Source organism: Pandoraea commovens, from assembly GCF_024704525.1.
In the GTDB taxonomy this organism is placed as follows: Bacteria; Pseudomonadota; Gammaproteobacteria; order Burkholderiales; family Burkholderiaceae; genus Pandoraea; species Pandoraea commovens.
In genome coordinates this window covers 2256455-2274126 of sequence record NZ_CP102780.1, presented here as the reverse complement: position 1 = coordinate 2274126, position 17672 = coordinate 2256455, and the positions used below count along the sequence as shown (strand labels likewise).

Sequence of the window (17672 nt, the reverse complement as noted above, 5' to 3'; positions counted from 1 at the left end):
GCTCAATGGCGTTGCAATTTGCGGTGCGACATCACACCCGCCACCGTAAAGAACGATCCAAAAACCACAATTCTATCATTCTCGCCGCACTGCTCGAGCGCGGCAGCATAGGCTTTCTCAGGGGATTCGAAGGTTTCGACCGAATGATCGGCATCTTCGACAAACCCGACCGCTCGAAGCTTCTCTTCGAGCAGCGCCGGACTCGCGGCCCGCTCCGTCGGCAACGCGCACAAACGCCAGTGATCGACCTTGTCGACCAGATGTCGCAGCACGCCTTCGATATCCTTGTCGGCCATCGCCCCGAACACGGCGTACGTGTACGGAAAGAAGCCCATGCCGTCGAGGTTGTGACCCAGCGCTGCGGCAGCGTGCGGGTTGTGCGCGACATCGAGCACCACGGCCGGACGCCCCGGCAGTACCTGAAAACGTCCCGGCAGCTCGACCGATGCGAGCCCCAGCCGAATGTCCTGCGCCGAGACCGGCAACACGTCGCGCATCGATTCGAGCGCAGCGAGTGCCGCCGACGCATTGAGCAACTGATTCGCGCCACGAAGCGCCGGATAGGCCAGCGCCGGGCGACGCATCTGACGTCCGCCATAGCTCCACTGCTGCTTGTCGCCCTGATAGTTGAAGTCGCGACCGAACAGCCACAGATCGGCGCCGATGCGCTCAGCCTCGGCAAGCAGCGTGGCAGGTGGCATCGGGTCGCCGCAAACCGCCGGTTTGCCCGCGCGGAAGATGCCCGCCTTCTCGATCGCGATGGCTTCGCGTGTGTTACCGAGATACTGCTGGTGATCGATGTCGATGCTCGTGATGACGGCGCAATCCGCGTCGACGATGTTCACGGCGTCTAGTCGGCCGCCCAAGCCCACTTCGAGAATGACGGCATCAAGCCCCGCCGTCGCGAACATATGCATGATCGCGAGCGTGGTGAATTCGAAGTACGTGAGCGAGACCGGCTCGTCGAAACTCGTGCGAGCTTTCTCCACCGCTTCGAAATGCGGCAGCAGCGTGGCGTCGTCGACGATCTCGCCGTTCACGCGCGCGCGCTCGTTGAACGAGATCAGATGCGGCGACGTGTGGCAGCCTACGCGGTAACCGGCCGACAGCAGAATGGCTTCGATGATGGCGCAGGTCGAGCCCTTGCCGTTCGTGCCGCCGACCGTGAAGACGGGACACGGAAATTGCAGGCCGAGGGCGTCTTTCACGCGACCAATGCGCGTGAGGCCCATGTCGATGCCCACAGGATGAGCGGTTTCAAGATGGGCGAGCCAGGCGTCGAGAGTGGAGTATGTCGGCATGATGTGCGGGCAGAAAAACAAAAACGCGGACGTCACGAACGTCCGCGCTTCATATCCTGCTAAGTGATGCTGTCAGGCGCCGCGGGTGCAGCGCTTGCGTGGCGTTGCGTCATTCTACGCCGTTGCACCGCCCTTTGGGGCACGGCAACCACACGCATAACGTCATCGCCAGCGTGAGCACGCGCAAGTCATGTGCGACTCACGCGCGTCAGGCATCGAGTATCAGGCGACGGCGTCTGCCGGCTGACGCTGCATCAGCGCGATCAGTCGCGCGATCTCGTCGCGCATGTCGCGACGGTTGACGATCATGTCGATCGCACCCTTTTGCAACAGGAACTCTGAACGCTGGAAGCCTTCCGGCAGCTTTTCGCGCACGGTCTGCTCGATCACGCGCGGGCCGGCGAAGCCGATCAGCGCCTTCGGCTCTGCGATCACCACATCGCCCAGGAAGGCGAAGCTGGCCGACACACCGCCCATCGTCGGATCGGTCAGCACAGAGATAAACGGCAGCTTGGCGTCGGACAGCTTGGTCAGCATGGCCGTAGTCTTCGCCATCTGCATCAGCGACAGCAGACTTTCCTGCATACGTGCACCGCCCGAAGCGGTCACGCAGATGAACGGCACGCCCTGCTCCAGTGCGTTCTGCGCACCGCGCACGAAGCGCTCGCCGACCACCGAGCCCATCGAGCCGGCCATGAACGAGAACTCGAAGCAGGCGACGACGACCGGCAACGTGTGAATCGCGCCGCCCATCACCACCATCGCGTCGGTCTCGCCGGTGTCGTCCATCGCTTCCTTGATGCGATCCGGGTACTTGCGGCTGTCCTTGAACTTCAGTGCGTCGACCGGCACGATTTCCTGGCCCAGTTCATAGCGGCCTTCGGGATCGAGCAGCGCGTTCAGACGCGCGCGCGAGCCGATACGCATGTGATGGTCGCACTTCGGGCAGACATGCAGATTCGCTTCCACGTCGGCGCGATACAGCACGGCTTCGCACGACGGGCACTTGATCCACAGCCCTTCCGGGATGCTCTTGTTGCGCTGCGTCGGATCGGTTTGCTTGATCTTCGGGGGCAGCAGCTTGTCGAGCCAGCTCATAGTTTCTCCTTGCCAAACGCCCGCCCCAATAAGGGACGGGCGTTTCCGGGGCATTTCAAGGCGACCGTGTAATACGGTCGTTTCAATTCAGCGTTTTACCGAGCAGATCTGCGTCATGCAGCGCCATCCGGGCAAATTTCTGCCGCGAATTTACGCCGATTTGGCGCCCGAGTCGAGCGCCTGACGGATACCGCCGATAAATTCAGCCAGCGATTTTACCGCGTTCTGCCCCTCCAGATCACGCGGCGTGTTTTCCAGACGTTGCACGATGGCGCTGCCGATCACGACAGCATCGGCCACACTTGCCACGGCGCGGGCCGTTTCGGCGTCGCGAATACCGAAGCCCACGCCCACCGGCAGGTCGGCGACCGCCTTGATTTGGGGGATCTTCGACGCCACGCTGTCCAGATCCAGACTCGCCGCACCGGTCACGCCCTTGAGCGAGACGTAATACAGGTAGCCGCTGGCCTGACGCGCCACCGCAGCAATGCGCGCATCGGTCGACGTCGGGGCGAGCAGGAAGATCGGATCGATGCCCTGCGCGCGCACGGCACCGGCGAAGCCTTCGGCCTCCTCGGGCGGGTAATCGACGACCAGCACGCCGTCCACACCTGCTTTAGCGGCACGCTCGGCAAAGGCGTCGAGCCCCATCGCTTCGATCGGATTGGCGTAGCCCATGAGCACGATCGGCGTGCGGTCGTTGGTCTGACGGAAGACGGCGACATAGCCCAGCACTTCGGCCAGGCTTACCCCACGGGCGAGTGCGCGCTCGGAGGCACGCTGAATGACGGGACCGTCGGCCATCGGGTCCGAGAACGGCACGCCGAGTTCGATGACGTCGGCGCCGTTGTCGGCCAGTGCGTGCATCAGCTTGACCGTCCACCCCGGCTCCGGGTCACCGGCGGTAATGAACGGAATGAGGCCCTTTTTACCCTGCGCTTGCAAGGCTTGGAACGTCGCTTGAATGCGGGACATGATCGGAAAGTCTCTGAAGTCGTTGGTTTGCGAGCGCGTGGTAGTGCGCGTTCAGCTCGTAGCCGACGAAACGTCGGCCGTGCAGCGCGCAGGCCACGGCAGTCGTGCCGCTGCCCATGAACGGGTCGAGCACGAGACCGCCGGGCGGGCAACTGGCCAGCACCATGCGCTCGATGATATGCAGCGGTTTCTGCGTCGGATGATCGACGCGTTCGGGGTCTTGCCGGTGCAATCGCGAGATCGACCACAGATCCTTGGGGTTATAGCCCAGCTCCAGCCACTTGCTGCCTTCGAAGATACGGCGCGAGCGCGCCTTCTTCGTGGCGGCATCGTACGGCACGCGCACGGCGTCGAGGTCGAAGTAATAGTCCTTCGAGATCGCGAAAAAACCGATGTTGTCGTGCACGGACGAGAATCGCCGCGTACTGCCACCCATGCTGGGCACGCGGCGATCCCAGATGATCTCGTTGATCATCAGCATGCGCTGCTTGAGAAAGACGAACAGTTCCGGGGCGTACTGCCACGTGCAGAACAGGTAGAGCGAGCCGCGCGGCGCGAGCTTCGGAATCGCCGCTTCGAGCCAACCGTACGTCCAGCCGAGGAAGTCCTCGCCGGAGCGCTTGTCGGAGTCGTTGCCGTAGTCCTTGCCGAGCCCGTAAGGCGGGTCGGCCAGGATCAGGTCGACGCTGCCGTCTTCCAGTTCGTGCAGATGTTGCAGGAAGTCCGCATGACGCAATGTGATATCGCCCGGCGCCCAACGCGCGCGCAACTCCCCGGCCGCCTCCATGGCCTCGAGACGTGCGGCGGCGGCTTCGGTGGCGTCCATGGGACGCTCGGTCCCGAGGACGTCATTCTGTGCCTTGCGATCAGTCAGATCGGTCATGCTGGTTCTGTTGTCCTTAACCTTAGGATCGATGGAGTCTCGCCGCGCCGCTCAGGTGCCCGAGGGTTCCGGCTTGGCCAGCGCCATTACGGTGTGCATGTCCTTGTCGCCACGCCCCGAGAGATTGACCAGAACGATCTGATCCTTCGGCAGCGTCGGCGCAAGCTTGCACGCGTAAGCGAGCGCATGGCTCGACTCCAGCGCAGGGATGATGCCCTCGATCCGGCAGCAATCGTGGAAGGCCCGCAGCGCTTCGTCGTCGGTAATGCCCACATACTCGGCGCGCTTGATGTCGTGCAGCCAGGCGTGCTCGGGACCGACACCGGGGTAGTCCAGACCGGCCGAGATCGAATGCGTCTCGGTGATCTGGCCGTTGGCGTCCTGGAGCAGATAGGTACGGTTGCCGTGCAACACGCCGGGCGTGCCGCCGATGATCGACGCGGCGTGACGACCGGTCTCGATGCCGTCGCCAGCCGCTTCCACGCCCACGAGCTTCACGTCCGGCACGTCGATGTACGGGTAGAAAATCCCCATCGCGTTCGAACCGCCGCCCACGCAGGCCAGCACGTAGTCGGGCTGACGCCCCGCGAGTTCAGGCATCTGCACCTTGCACTCTTCGCCGATCACGCTCTGGAAGTCGCGCACGAGCATCGGGTACGGGTGCGGACCTGCCACGGTGCCGATGATGTAGAACGTGTTTTCGACGTTCGTCACCCAGTCGCGCATGGCTTCGTTCAGGGCGTCCTTGAGCGTCTTGGAGCCGGATTCCACAGGCACGACGGTCGCGCCGAGCAGTTGCATGCGGTACACGTTGGCGGCCTGACGCTTGACGTCTTCCGCCCCCATGTACACCACGCACTCCATGCCGAAGCGCGCCGCGATGGTCGCCGTGGCCACGCCGTGCTGCCCTGCGCCGGTCTCGGCGATCACGCGGGGCTTGCCCATGCGACGTGCGAGCAGCGCCTGCCCGATCACGTTGTTCACCTTGTGCGCGCCCGTGTGGTTCAGGTCTTCGCGCTTGAGGTACACCTGCGCGCCGCCCAGTTCCTGGCTCCAGCGCTTGGCGTGATAGATCGGCGACGGACGGCCGACGTAGTGCTTCAGTTCGTAATGGAATTCTTCGAGGAAGGCCGGATCGTGCTGATACTTGGCATAGGCCGCACGCAATTCGTCGAGCGCGTGGATCAGCGTCTCGGCCACAAAGACACCGCCGTATTGGCCGAAATGGCCGCTGGCGTCAGGTAAATCGTACATGGTCGTCACTCATCGGTTGCCGGAGGGCGGGAGAGCAGGAGAACTAGCCCCTGCGGCCACCCCGGCGGGTTGCTTCACTGAGCGTCGGCAGCGAGAACCGCTTGCACGAACGCCGTCATGCGGGCGTGATCCTTCACGCCCCGCGACGCCTCCACACCGCTCGACACGTCGACGGCATAGGGCGCCACCCGGCGGATGGCTTCAGCAACGTTGTGTGCGTTCAAGCCACCACTCAAAACGGCCCGACGCGCGATGTCTTTTGGAATAAGTGACCAATCGAAAACCTTTCCTCCACCGCCGTAGCCCTCGACCAGGGCATCGAGCAAGATGCCTTGCGCGGCGGTGTATGTATTGGCGAATTGTAGCAAATCGCCACTGTCTTTCGTGTCCGGGCCAATACGCATGGCGCGCATGTACGGACGGTTGCCCGCCGCCGCCGACAACGTCGCGCATTGCTCGGGCGATTCGTCACCATGAAATTGCAGCGCGGTGAGGGGAACGGCGTCCACGGTGCGGGCAATCTCGTCGGCACTCGCGTTGACGAACAGCCCCACAAGGCTCACATATGACGGCACCCGGCGGGCCAGTTCGGCCGCACGCGCGAGGTCCAGGTAACGCGGGCTCGGCGGGTAAAAAACGAAACCGATGGCGTCGACGCCCAGCGCCACGGCGTGGTCGATGTCGGCAGCCTGCGACAGGCCGCAGATCTTGATACGCGTACGAGACTTCACAGCATTCGGGGATTTCATGACTTGGCCCACGGCATCGGGAACGGCCACGCAGCCCAATTGGGCTCGGGTACGTCGAATCGCTCAGGATACCCGACGCGCGCCAGATACAGGCCGTCCGGCATGAAGGTCGGCGCCGCCTGACGGCGGTCGCCGCTTGCGAGCACATGCGTCATCCAACTGGCGGGCTGACGGCCACGACCGACCGCCACCAGACACCCCATGATGTTGCGCACCATGTGATGCAGGAATGCGCTCGCACGGAAGCGGAAGAGGAAGAAGTCGCCGTGCTGCTCAATATCGATGGCGTACAGATGCTTTACCGGTGTCTTGGCCTGACATTCGGACGAACGGAACGCCGAGAAGTCATGCTCGCCGACCAGCGCCTGACTCGCCTCACGCATCGCCTCAAGATCGAGCGGCGTATGCAGCCAGCCGCAACGGCCTTCAAGCAACGGCGAGCGCACCGGATTCGCGTACAGGACGTAGAAGTACGTGCGTTCGAAAGCGGCGAAACGGGAGTGAAAATCGTCCGGCATCGCCTTCGCCCACTGCACGGCGACGGTCTTCGGCAGGAAGGCGTTCACGCCGCGCACCCACGAGAACATCGCGCGATCCAGATCGGTATCGAAATGCACCACCTGACCGATGCCATGCACGCCGGTGTCGGTGCGGCCCGCGACCGTGGTCGGCAGCGCCACACCGCCGAATTCCCGCAGCGCGGCTTCGAGCGTCTGTTGCACGGTGTTGCCGTGCGGCTGCGACTGCCAGCCGGAGAACGCCGTGCCGTCGTAATGGATGCCCAGTGCGATTCGCATATGAAAAAGAAAAATGGGCGCTCAACCAACGAGCGCCCCAAACTACGGTCAATCAGTCTTGTTCGGGTCACGTCTCGCAACGCCCCGGCAGGCGCGTTGCGAGACGTGATGATCAGGGATTACTTGCCCAACTCAGCCAGCCGCGAGCGCGCGACGGATTGCTGCGCAGCGTCGCCACCGGCAATCACCTCTTCGAGCAACTCGCGCGCGCCGTCGTCGTCACCAATCGTCTGGTACGCCGTCGCCAGTTCGAGCTTCGTGTGGAACTCGTCCGGCACACCGGGTTCGGTCGCAGCCGCAGCGCTCGGTCGGGTCTCGACCTGATGCGGGACGATCGCTTCCGGCGCGTGCGCCGATGCCTCCGGTGCTGCAGTCTGATGCTGCGGCGCTGCGGGCACTTCGGCGTAAGGCGTCTGCGGTGCCGACGTCTCCAGCGTCTCGTGTTCGACCAGCGCTTCCTCGCCAGTCACGTCCGGGAGCGCCGGGGCGCTGACGAATGCCGGTGTAGCGGCGGGCTGTGCGTCGTCGCCCTTCAAATCGAGGCTGAAGTCCGACAAATCGAACGACATCGGACGCAGCGACGGTGCTTCATGCGCCGCATCGGTATAGCTACGCGGTGCTTCCGTGGCGCTGGCGGCCTGCTGCATCGCGGCGTCGAAGTCTGCGTCACTCAGCTCATCGTCGAGGTCGGCCATGTCAGTCATATCGCCGGAATCCGCCGCGTGAGCGGCGTCCAGTCGCGGGTCGCCCGGAGGCGCCATCGTGAACTGCACCGAGCCGATGCCCTTGCTTAGTGACGGCAAGGCGTCACTCGAAATCGTGCCGACGTTCGCGGGCTGGCCCGGAATGCCCAGATCGAGATCGCCCAACATGCCCGCCACACCGCCTTCGGGGGTGGCATCCACATGCTCAACATGCGACGGCGTCTCGGCGGCAACACCACCGGTCGCGGCAGCCGCACCCAGCGCTTCGAGCGACGTCAGTGCATCGTCGGCGTGTGCGTCGTGGGATGCCTGCGGCGCAGACGTCCGACCGGCTTCTTCGGCAAACGCCGCATCCCAATCGATTTCCGGCTCGCTGGCGGCTTCTGCCACCGGCTCCGGCTCGTGGGTCGGCACTTCATTCACCACCGGCTCAGCGGGGGCGTCGAAGGCTTCGGACGCGACTTGCTCGGCGCGTGCTGCGTCCTGCGACTCGCCCAGGCCTTCGGCATGCGCCGCTTCAGCCAGTTCGTCGGTCACCGGGGCTTGCTCGGCGTCCCACGCATCCAACTCGTTCGAGGCCGCGGCCGCGGAATCCAGAGCGAATTCATCGTGTGCGTCGTGTGCGTCGTGTGCGGCCGCTTCCGTCTCCGGCTCGGTCCACGTTGCGTCAGCTTCCGGATGCAGATGTTCGTCGGCCTCTGCCTGATTCGCGGCGTACAGCGCGGCAGCACCGGCGGCACCCGCAGCGGCGACGCCCGCAGCCGTCGCAACGCCGTGCGACGTCGGCTCAACGGCGTCAGCTGCTTGCGGCTTGTCTTGCGAGGACGTGGGCTCGACATTGCCACCCTGACCGTCACGACCATCGTCGTATGGTCCCGGCTGGCCGACCGGCGGCTCGGCGCGGCGGCGGCGCATCAGCCACCACAGGCCAAGCAACACCACCAGCACGCCAGCGCCAGGCAGCACATACGGATTCTGCGTGACTGCACCCCAGTTCATGGCGGCGTTCGGCGTCGGCTTGGATTCGGCAGCCGGTGCGCTGGCCGCCGCGGCTGCGGAGGCCGCAGCGACATCACTTGCCGGAGCGGCAACCGCCGTTGCCTCGGAGGCGGTCGCATCCGCCGATGCAGCCGATGCGGCATCGCTCGCAGCCGCCCCGGAGGCCGCTGCTGCCGTCGCATTGCTCGTGGCAGCATCTGCCGTCTTTGCGTTGGCATTCGTGTCATTCGCCGCCGCGCTCGTCGTCGGCTTGGTGCCTGCGGCCGCAGGTGCGGTCGTCTTGCCATCGGCGGATTTCGCCGTCTTCTCTTGCGCAGACGCCCCGGAAGCGGTGGCGGCCTGCTGCTCCAGATTAGCGACGGCCTGATTCTTCATCGCCAACAGCTTCTGGAGATCTGCTACGTTCTTCTGCAACTCATTCACCCTGCCCTGAGCCTCGGTCTGAGCCTTGCCCTGGGCGATTTGCTCTTCTTCGTTGCCGCCGGCACGGCCCGCCGTGCCTCCCTTACCGGGTCGCGACAACTTCAACTCATCGCGTGTGGCGGGGGCGGCAGCTTCCGGTGCCTTGCCCGCCTCGATCGCGCCCTGTGCACTGCGGCCACCGGCCGGTGCTGCCTGCTGCGCCGTGGAATCGGCCAGCCGCGCGCGATACGCGTCAAACTGTTCCCGCGCGGCGGACACGAACTTGCGTGCCTGCGCAGGCGGAATGCTCTGCACTTGCGCATCGGCGGGACGATTCAACGTCGCCCCCTGGCGCAAACGGTTGGGATCGTTGCCGATGAACGCCGAACGATTCGACTCGAACAGCGCGGTCATCATCTGGGCCAGCGTCGTGCCACCTTCCCCGCCCGTGTACTCGCGCGCAATCGACGACAGCGAGTCGCCGCGTGTCACCGTGCGAGCGTTCTCGCCCGATGCAGCGGCAGCACGTTGCTCCGCACCGTTACCAGCGGGTGCCGGCGCGGCAGGCGCAGCAGCGGCGGCTGAGCGAGACGTGGAAGCCGATGCGTCGGCACCGGCGGCAGAATTGGCCGCAGCAGCAGGCACGACAGCCTGCGGCTGCGCAGCACTGGCTTCCGGAATGGCCGACAGCGTCACCGCGTTCGACTGACGCCCCGTGCGCCATTCGAGCACCAGCAACAAATCGAGGAACGACGTGCTGACCGGCTCAGCCGAATCGACATGCACGAGATACGTGCCGCTGTACCCCGCGTCGCGACCGCCCGTGGGCGTCACCGACACGGACAGCTTGTCGAGCGTCGGGTCGTAGCGCAGCCCAGCCTGCTTGAAAGCATCTCGCGGCGCGAGCTTCACCGACAAGCCATCGGCCTCGGCCTGCGAGACATTGCCCAGCACGATCACGGCGCGCAACGGCTGGCCCGGACCCGAGCGAACCTGTTGCGGACCGAACTCGGCCGCGCCGGCGTTCAGGAGCCCGAGGCTCCACAAGACAGCCGCCGCCGCACTCAAGCGAAACGAATTGCGGGACGAATTTGCGCGCTTGCCGGTCGAGTATTTCCGCACTGTGTCTTGTCTAGCCTGTCAGTCGTTTGTCACTGGTCACTCATGCAATACGAGTGGCCCCCAAAGCGCGGACGGCGGCCTCGCGGGCCGCCGTTCTTCACGCCTTACCGATACGCTGCAACGCTTACGCGTCGAGCAGGATCCGCAGCATGCGGCGCAGCGGTTCTGCCGCGCCCCACAACAGTTGATCGCCCACCGTAAATGCCGACAGGTACTCCGGACCCATCGACATCTTGCGCAAGCGCCCCACCGGGATCGTCATCGTGCCGGTCACTGCCGCAGGCGTCAAATCGGTCATCGACGCGTCGCGCGTGTTCGGCACCACCTTAACCCAGTCGTTCGCCTGGCCGATGATGTCGGTCAGTTCGTCTAACGGCACATCTTTCGTAAGCTTGATGGTCAGCGCCTGGCTGTGGCAACGCATCGCACCGATACGCACGCACAGACCGTCGACCGGAATGGCACGCGTGCCCGGGAAGCCGTCGCCCAGACCCAGAATCTTGTTGGTCTCGGCACCGCCCTTCCACTCTTCCTTCGACTGACCGTTGCCCAGATCCTTGTCGATCCAGGGAATCAGGTTACCACCGAGCGGCACGCCGAATTGCTTCGTTTCGTCAGCCGTCAGCGCGTGTTGCTTGGCGAGGACCTTGCGGTCGATCTCGAGAATCGCCGAGTGCGGATCGTCGAGCAGCGCCTTGACTTCAGCATTGATCGAGCCGAACTGCGTGAGCAGCTCGCGCATGTGTTGTGCACCGCCACCCGATGCCGCCTGATACGTCATCGACGTGAGCCAGTCGACCAGACCGTGCTGGAACAGACCGCCCAGGCCCATCAGCATGCAACTGACCGTGCAGTTGCCGCCGACGAAGTTCTTCGTGCCCTTGGTGAGCGCGTTCTTGATGACGTCGAGGTTGACCGGATCGAGCACGATGATCGCGTCGTCCTTCATGCGCAGCGTCGACGCTGCATCCACCCAGTAACCGTTCCAACCCGCTGCACGCAGCTTCGGGAAGATTTCTGTTGTGTAGTCACCGCCCTGGCAGGTAATGATGATGTCGCATTTTTTCAGCTCATTGACATCATTGGCGTCTTTCAGCGAAGTTTCGTTCTTCGCCATCGACGGGGCTTTGCCGCCCGCGTTGCTGGTGCTGAAAAACACCGGCTCGATCAAGGCAAAGTCGTTCTCCTGCTGCATACGCTGCATCAGAACCGAACCGACCATGCCCCGCCAACCTACCAGACCTACGGTTTTCATTTATCCACTCTCTTATCGTTGCAATTGCGCCAAGGGGCGTCTCCCGACGCCCCATCAACGTTAAAGCGCAGCAACCACTGCTGCACCCATTTCGCGCGTACCGACCTTGGTCGCGCCTTCCTGCCAGATGTCGGGCGTGCGCAACCCCTGCGCCAGCACCTTCTTCACGGCGTTTTCGATACGGTCGGCCTGTTCGGCACGACCCAGCGTGTAACGCAGCATCATGGCTGCCGACAGGATCGTCGCCAACGGATTGGCCACGCCCTTACCGGCGATATCGGGGGCCGAACCGTGCGACGGCTCGTACAACCCCTTGTTATTGGCATCCAGCGACGCCGACGGCAGCATGCCGATCGAACCCGTGAGCATCGCGGCCTCGTCCGACAGGATATCGCCGAACATGTTACCCGTCACCACCACGTCGAAGTTCTTAGGTGCCTTGACCAGTTGCATCGCGGCATTGTCGACGTACATATGCGACAGCTCGACCTCCGGATACTGCTTCGCGACCTCGATCATCGTGTCGCGCCACAGTTGCGACGTCTCCAGCACGTTGGCCTTATCCACCGAGCAAAGACGCTTATCGCGCTTGGCCGCGGCCTGGAAAGCCACGTGCGCGATACGCTCCACTTCGGGCACGCTATAGCGCATGGTATCAAAACCTTCGCGTGCACCTTCGAAAGCCCCATCCGGCGATTGACGGAAGCCCTTGGGCTGACCGAAGTAAATGTCGCCATTCAGCTCGCGAATGATCAGGATATCAAGACCTGCGACGATCTCCGGCTTCAGGCTCGATGCGTCGGCCAGTTCCTTGTACAGGATGGCCGGACGGAAGTTGGCGAACAGCTGAAGGTGCTTGCGCAGCCCCAGAATCGCCTGCTCGGGACGCAGTGCGCGCTCCAGCGAGTCGTACTTCCAGTCGCCCACCGCGCCGAACAGAATGGCGTCAGCCTCCTTGGCCAGCTTGAGCGTGGCGTCCGGCAGCGGATGCCCCGCTGCCTCGTAGCCTGCACCACCCACCGGCGCTTCTTCCAGCTCGAACTTCTCGCCAAGCGCGTTGAGCACATTGACGGCTTCCGTCACGATTTCCGGACCAATGCCGTCACCCGGCAACACAGCGATTTTCATGCAATCTCCTTGGATGTGCCTTGCCTACGCGGGACTTAGCCCGGCAGACGCGTTGCGAGCCACGGCTGCTTGGCGAGCCGCTCGGCCTCATAGGCGCGAATCTTGTCGGCGTGACGCAGCGTCAGGCCAATATCGTCGAAACCGTTCAACAGGCAGTACTTGCGGAACGGCGCGATGTCGAACTCATAAGCGCGACCGTCGGCCGTGATGACCGCCTGCTTGTCCAGATCGATGGTCAACTGATAGCCGTTGAACGCGGCCGTCTCGTTGAACAGATGGTCGACCTGCATCTCGGACAGCGCGATCGGCAGCAGCCCGTTCTTGTAGCAGTTGTTGAAGAAGATGTCGGCGAAGCTCGGCGCAATCACGGCACGGAAACCGTATTGCTGCAATGCCCACGGGGCGTGCTCACGCGAGCTGCCGCAGCCGAAGTTCTTGCGCGCGAGCAGCACCGTTGCGCCCTGGAAGCGCGGCTGATTCAGCACGAAATTCGGGTTGAGCGGACGCGTGCTGCAATCCTGGCCCGGCTGACCGACATCGAGATAACGCCACTCGTCGAACAGGTTCGGGCCGAAACCCGTGCGCTTGATCGACTTCAGGAATTGCTTGGGGATGATCGCGTCGGTATCGACGTTTTCGCGATCCAGCGGTGCCACCAACCCCGTATGGACGGTAAATTTTTCCATCACGAACCACCTGATCAAAACAGTTCGGCTGAGGCCTGTCGCTTGTACAGCGGGCCGTCAAACCTGAAATTTGTAGGTGTGCGTGCGAGGCGTCCGCCTGCGCGACGCACACCGTCGCATCACTTCTTCGCGGCGTTTTCGAGCGCCGAGCCAGCGGCTTGCGTGTCTTTGCCGAGGCCCGCCATCGTGTTGCAACCCGCCACGCCCAACAGCAGCACCGCACCGATCAGCATCCACAGTTTCTTCATGGTCTTGTCTCTATCAAAGAAAATGTCCGACAACGGATAAATCGATGCTCGCCCGTCAGACGAGACGACGCACGTCGACGAAATGGCCTTCGATGGCGGCGGCCGCCGCCATCGCCGGGCTCACCAGGTGGGTACGTCCACCCGCGCCCTGACGGCCTTCGAAGTTACGGTTCGACGTGGAAGCGCAACGCTCGCCCGACTCCAGACGGTCGGCGTTCATCGCCAGACACATCGAGCAGCCCGGCTCACGCCATTCGAAACCGGCGGCCTTGAAGACCTGATCCAGCCCTTCCTGCTCTGCCTGATGCTTGACCAGCCCCGAGCCCGGCACCACCATCGCCAGACGCACGTTCGACGCCACACGTCGGCCGAGCTTCTTCACGACGTACGCCGCCGCACGAATGTCTTCGATGCGCGAGTTGGTGCACGAGCCGATGAACACCTTGTCGACGTTGATGCTCGACATCGGGGTATCCGGCGTGAGCGCCATATATTCGAGCGCGCGCTCCATGGCGCTGCGCTTGACCGGGTCCTTTTCCTTCTCGGGATCCGGCACGCGATCTTCAATGCTCACGACCATTTCCGGCGACGTCCCCCAGCTCACCTGCGGACGCAGCGTGTTGGCGTCGATCTCGACCACATGATCGAACGCCGCACCGGCGTCGGTATGGAAGCCGCGCCAGTAGGCTTCGGCCTGCTGGAACTCCACCCCGGTCGGCGCAAACGGACGGCCCTTCACGTAGTTGATGGTCGTATCGTCAACGCCCACCAGACCCGCGCGCGCACCGGCTTCGATCGCCATGTTGCACACGGTCATGCGGCCTTCCATCGTGAGCGAGCGAATCGCCGAACCGGCGAACTCGATGGTGTAGCCCGTGCCGCCGGCCGTGCCGATCTTGCCAATGACGGCCAGCACGATGTCCTTCGCCGAGCAGCCACGCGGCAGCGTGCCCTCGACCTTCACGAGCATGTTCTTGCTCTTCTTCATGAGCAAGGTCTGCGTCGCGAGCGTGTGTTCGACTTCCGACGTACCGATACCGAACGCCAGCGCACCGAAAGCGCCGTGAGTGGACGTATGCGAGTCGCCGCACACGACCGTCATGCCAGGCAGCGTTGCGCCCTGCTCCGGCCCGATCACGTGCACGATGCCCTGACGGACATCATTCATCTTGAATTGGGTGATGCCGAAGTTATCGCAGTTCGCGTCGAGCGTATCGACTTGCAAACGCGAGACCGGATCGGCAATGCCTTGCGTGCGGTCGGTGGTCGGCACATTGTGATCCGACACCGCGAGGTTGGCGGACAAACGCCAGACCGGACGCTGCGCGAGTTTTAGACCCTCAAACGCCTGCGGACTGGTCACCTCATGCAACAGATGACGGTCGATGTAGAGCACGGTCGTGCCATCGTCCTCGGTATGCACGACGTGTGCATCCCACAACTTGTCATACAGCGTCTTGGCCATGATAAAAACTCGGGGGCGCAATGTAGTTCTGAGAACGCAAATTACGGTTCTGTGAACTTTTGATTATGCCATAGCGCTTTCGCGCCGGCGGAATACGAAATCCCCGGGAAACCGGGCGGTAAACGCACGATGAACCGGGGATTTGTGCGAATCACGGCAGCTTGTGCCGTGGATTCGAATATAGCGCAACGAAGGCTCGTTGCGGGCCGCACCGCCTTGCCGTTTCGGCAAGGTTGCGGTGCCGGCACGGCAAGCGGGGGCCGTGCCGGACGCCTCGACAGGCTTAACGCTTGCCGATCGGCGCGACTTCGCGCGGCGTGTGGCCGATGAACAGCTGACGCGGACGGCCGATCTTCTGATCCGGCTCGCCGATCATTTCGTTCCACTGCGCGATCCAGCCCACGGTGCGGGCCAGCGCGAAGATGCAGGTGAACATCGACGTCGGGATGCCCAGCGCGCGCTGAACGATGCCCGAGTAGAAGTCGACGTTCGGGTACAGCTTGCGCGACACGAAGTATTCGTCTTCCAGGGCGATCTTCTCAAGCTGCATGGCCAGCTTGAACAGCGGGTCGTCGTGCAGGCCCAGTTCGTTGAGCACTTCGTAGCACGTCTCGCGCATCAGCTTGGCACGCGGGTCGTAGTTCTTGTACACGCGGTGACCGAAGCCCATCAGCTTCACGCCCGAGTTCTTATCCTTCACTTGCTTGATGAATTCGGGGATCTTGTCCGGCGAACCGATCTGCTCGAGCATGTTCAGCGCGGCTTCGTTCGCACCACCGTGCGCCGGGCCCCACAGACATGCGATACCGGCAGCGATACAGGCGAACGGGTTCGCACCCGACGAACCGGCCAGACGGACGGTCGACGTCGAAGCGTTCTGCTCGTGATCTGCGTGCAGGATCAGGATACGGTCGAGAGCGCGCACCAGCACGTCGTTGACCTTGTACTCTTCGCACGGGTTGGCGAACATCATGCGCATGAAGTTCGCGCTGTACGACAGGTCGTTGCTCGGGTACACGAACGGCTGACCGATGCTGTACTTGTACGCCATGGCGACGAGCGTCGGCAACTTGGCGATCAGACGAATCGCCGAGACTTCGCGGTGATTCGGGTTATTGATGTCGAGCGAGTCGTGGTAGAACGCCGACAGAGCACCCACCGAACCCGTCAGCACGGCCATCGGGTGAGCGTCGCGACGGAAGCCACGGAAGAAGAAGTTCATCTGCTCGTGAACCATCGTATGACGGGTCACCGTGTCGACGAAGTCCTTCTTTTCTTCGGCGTTCGGGAGTTCGCCCTTGAGCAGCAGGTACGAGGTCTCGAGGAAGTCGCAGTTGGTGGCCAACTGCTCGATCGGGTAGCCGCGGTACAGCAGCTCACCCTTGTCGCCATCGATGTAGGTGATGGCCGAATTGCACGACGCCGTCGACATAAAGCCGGGGTCATACGTGAACTTGCCGGTCTGGCCGTACAGCTTGCGGATGTCAATCACATCCGGGCCCATCGTTCCCTGATAAATCGGCAGCTCTACGCTGGGCGAATCGTCGGAGAAAGATAGGGTGGCTTTAACATCAGACGGAGTCATATCGCTTCCTCAAAAAAATTCCAAAACCCCTACACGGCACGCAAAAGCGCCAGCAGGCGCTGCACGTCCGGCCCGTCCAGATCCGCCTCGGGCTCTTTACGCGCTAGCAGCAGATCCATCAAATCGTTGTCGCTCAAATCGAGCAGCTTTGTGAGGGCGCCCACATCCTCGTCAGTCAGCGAAGCTTCGTACTTGGCGAAGAATCGTTCGAGAATGAGGTCGTTTTCCAGCAAACCGCGGCGTGCCCGCCAGCGCAGGCGGGCACGTTTTACCGGATCGGACTGGTGATTGGTATCCGGCATGATCGTTGGGTCAGACGGCGCGACGCACCATCAGCTCCTTGATCTTGCCGATGGCCTTCGTCGGGTTCAGACCCTTCGGGCACACATCCACGCAGTTCATGATCGTGTGGCAGCGGAACAGGCGGTACGGATCTTCCAGATTGTCCAGACGCTCGCTGGTCGCCGTGTCGCGGCTATCCGCGATGAAGCGGTAAGCCTGGAGCAGACCGGCCGGGCCGACGAACTTGTCCGGGTTCCACCAGAAGCTCGGGCACGACGTCGAGCACGATGCGCACAGAATACACTCGTACAGACCATCGAGCTCATCACGCTGTTCGGGCGACTGCAGACGCTCCTTCTCCGGTGCCGGCTCGGGATTGATCAGGTACGGCTTGATCGAGTGGTACTGGTTGAAGAAGTGCGTCATGTCGACGATCAGGTCGCGAATGACGGGCAGACCCGGCAACGGCTTGAGCACGATCTTGTGCGGCAGATCGTTCATGTTGGTCAGGCAGGCCAGACCATTCTTGCCGTTGATGTTCATAGCGTCCGAACCGCACACGCCTTCGCGGCACGAGCGGCGGAAAGCGATGCCTTCGTCGATCTTCTTGAGCTTCACCAATGCGTCGAGCAGCATGCGCTCGTGACCGTCGAGTTCGACCTCGTAGGTCTGCATGTACGGTGCGGCATCCTTGTCCGGATCGTAACGGTAGACTTCAAAAATGCGTTTCATGATCTTG

General features: G+C 63.1%; 16 protein-coding genes. All 16 read right to left on the bottom strand.

All coding sequences use genetic code 11. From position 1 onward, the window contains the following. Positions 1-2: 2 nt before the first annotated feature. Positions 3-1301 carry a bifunctional tetrahydrofolate synthase/dihydrofolate synthase gene (folC, locus tag NTU39_RS10630; protein WP_150664880.1) on the bottom strand — a complete coding sequence of 433 codons (1299 nt, stop codon included), beginning with the start codon at positions 1299-1301 and terminating at the stop codon, positions 3-5. A gap of 222 nt (positions 1302-1523) precedes the next feature. Beyond that, positions 1524-2399: an acetyl-CoA carboxylase, carboxyltransferase subunit beta gene (gene accD, locus NTU39_RS10625; RefSeq protein WP_150664879.1), complete on the bottom strand. Its 876-nt coding sequence runs from the start codon at positions 2397-2399 to the stop codon at positions 1524-1526. A gap of 150 nt (positions 2400-2549) precedes the next feature. After that, positions 2550-3374, bottom strand: coding sequence for a tryptophan synthase subunit alpha (gene trpA, locus NTU39_RS10620; protein WP_039399155.1), 825 nt, complete (start codon positions 3372-3374; stop codon positions 2550-2552). Beyond that, entirely contained in the window at positions 3328-4200 is an 873-nt protein-coding gene (locus NTU39_RS10615) for a DNA-methyltransferase (protein ID WP_039403618.1), read from the bottom strand. The genes trpA and NTU39_RS10615 overlap by 47 nt, the downstream gene beginning before the upstream one ends. 108 nt (positions 4201-4308) lie before the next feature. After that, positions 4309-5511, bottom strand: coding sequence for a tryptophan synthase subunit beta (gene trpB, locus NTU39_RS10610; protein WP_150664878.1), 1203 nt, complete (start codon positions 5509-5511; stop codon positions 4309-4311). 74 nt (positions 5512-5585) lie between these two features. Beyond that, entirely contained in the window at positions 5586-6260 is a 675-nt protein-coding gene (locus NTU39_RS10605) for a phosphoribosylanthranilate isomerase (protein WP_150664877.1), read from the bottom strand. Then, complete coding sequence (gene truA, locus NTU39_RS10600) at positions 6257-7057, bottom strand: tRNA pseudouridine(38-40) synthase TruA (RefSeq protein WP_150664876.1); 801 nt, start codon at positions 7055-7057, stop codon at positions 6257-6259. Before truA ends, NTU39_RS10605 begins: the two co-directional genes overlap by 4 nt. Positions 7058-7176: 119 nt before the next feature. Further along, positions 7177-10209, bottom strand: coding sequence for a motility hub landmark protein FimV (locus tag NTU39_RS10595; protein ID WP_257959792.1), 3033 nt, complete (start codon positions 10207-10209; stop codon positions 7177-7179). Positions 10210-10408: 199 nt separating this feature from the next. Continuing rightward, entirely contained in the window at positions 10409-11539 is a 1131-nt protein-coding gene (gene asd, locus NTU39_RS10590) for an aspartate-semialdehyde dehydrogenase (RefSeq protein ID WP_150664874.1), read from the bottom strand. Positions 11540-11599: 60 nt separating this feature from the next. After that, positions 11600-12667 carry a 3-isopropylmalate dehydrogenase gene (leuB, locus tag NTU39_RS10585; protein WP_150576797.1) on the bottom strand — a complete coding sequence of 356 codons (1068 nt, stop codon included), beginning with the start codon at positions 12665-12667 and terminating at the stop codon, positions 11600-11602. 35 nt (positions 12668-12702) lie between these two features. Then, the gene (gene leuD, locus NTU39_RS10580) at positions 12703-13353 is read right to left on the bottom strand and encodes a 3-isopropylmalate dehydratase small subunit (RefSeq protein WP_039403621.1); all 651 of its coding nucleotides are present in this window, start codon (positions 13351-13353) and stop codon (positions 12703-12705) included. 119 nt (positions 13354-13472) lie between these two features. Further along, positions 13473-13601, bottom strand: coding sequence for an entericidin A/B family lipoprotein (locus NTU39_RS10575; protein WP_023596599.1), 129 nt, complete (start codon positions 13599-13601; stop codon positions 13473-13475). Between the two features lie 55 nt (positions 13602-13656). Beyond that, a complete protein-coding gene (gene leuC / locus NTU39_RS10570; protein WP_150576795.1) occupies positions 13657-15066 on the bottom strand; it encodes a 3-isopropylmalate dehydratase large subunit in 1410 nt (469 codons plus the stop codon). Positions 15067-15349: 283 nt separating this feature from the next. Then, on the bottom strand, positions 15350-16651 hold the full coding sequence (gene gltA / locus NTU39_RS10565) for a citrate synthase (RefSeq protein ID WP_150664873.1): 1302 nt from the start codon (positions 16649-16651) through the stop codon (positions 15350-15352). Positions 16652-16680: 29 nt separating this feature from the next. Further along, positions 16681-16953, bottom strand: a complete 273-nt coding sequence (locus tag NTU39_RS10560; RefSeq protein ID WP_039399170.1) for an FAD assembly factor SdhE — start codon at positions 16951-16953, stop codon at positions 16681-16683. Between the two features lie 10 nt (positions 16954-16963). After that, complete coding sequence (locus tag NTU39_RS10555; protein ID WP_150664872.1) at positions 16964-17668, bottom strand: succinate dehydrogenase iron-sulfur subunit; 705 nt, start codon at positions 17666-17668, stop codon at positions 16964-16966. Positions 17669-17672: the final 4 nt, after the last annotated feature.

What these genes read in the sequence shown, in the direction of transcription:
- gltA (WP_150664873.1), bottom strand. Translation starts at nt 16,651, where the DNA reads ATGACTCCGTCTGATGTTAAAGCCACCCTATCTTTCTCCGACGATTCG.
- NTU39_RS10575 (WP_023596599.1), bottom strand. Translation starts at nt 13,601, where the DNA reads ATGAAGAAACTGTGGATGCTGATCGGTGCGGTGCTGCTGTTGGGCGTG.
- accD (WP_150664879.1), bottom strand. Translation starts at nt 2,399, where the DNA reads ATGAGCTGGCTCGACAAGCTGCTGCCCCCGAAGATCAAGCAAACCGAT.
- trpB (WP_150664878.1), bottom strand. Translation starts at nt 5,511, where the DNA reads ATGTACGATTTACCTGACGCCAGCGGCCATTTCGGCCAATACGGCGGT.
- folC (WP_150664880.1), bottom strand. Translation starts at nt 1,301, where the DNA reads ATGCCGACATACTCCACTCTCGACGCCTGGCTCGCCCATCTTGAAACC.
- leuC (WP_150576795.1), bottom strand. Translation starts at nt 15,066, where the DNA reads ATGGCCAAGACGCTGTATGACAAGTTGTGGGATGCACACGTCGTGCAT.
- NTU39_RS10605 (WP_150664877.1), bottom strand. Translation starts at nt 6,260, where the DNA reads ATGAAATCCCCGAATGCTGTGAAGTCTCGTACGCGTATCAAGATCTGC.
- truA (WP_150664876.1), bottom strand. Translation starts at nt 7,057, where the DNA reads ATGCGAATCGCACTGGGCATCCATTACGACGGCACGGCGTTCTCCGGC.
- leuD (WP_039403621.1), bottom strand. Translation starts at nt 13,353, where the DNA reads ATGGAAAAATTTACCGTCCATACGGGGTTGGTGGCACCGCTGGATCGC.
- leuB (WP_150576797.1), bottom strand. Translation starts at nt 12,667, where the DNA reads ATGAAAATCGCTGTGTTGCCGGGTGACGGCATTGGTCCGGAAATCGTG.
- NTU39_RS10560 (WP_039399170.1), bottom strand. Translation starts at nt 16,953, where the DNA reads ATGCCGGATACCAATCACCAGTCCGATCCGGTAAAACGTGCCCGCCTG.
- trpA (WP_039399155.1), bottom strand. Translation starts at nt 3,374, where the DNA reads ATGTCCCGCATTCAAGCGACGTTCCAAGCCTTGCAAGCGCAGGGTAAA.
- NTU39_RS10615 (WP_039403618.1), bottom strand. Translation starts at nt 4,200, where the DNA reads ATGGACGCCACCGAAGCCGCCGCCGCACGTCTCGAGGCCATGGAGGCG.
- asd (WP_150664874.1), bottom strand. Translation starts at nt 11,539, where the DNA reads ATGAAAACCGTAGGTCTGGTAGGTTGGCGGGGCATGGTCGGTTCGGTT.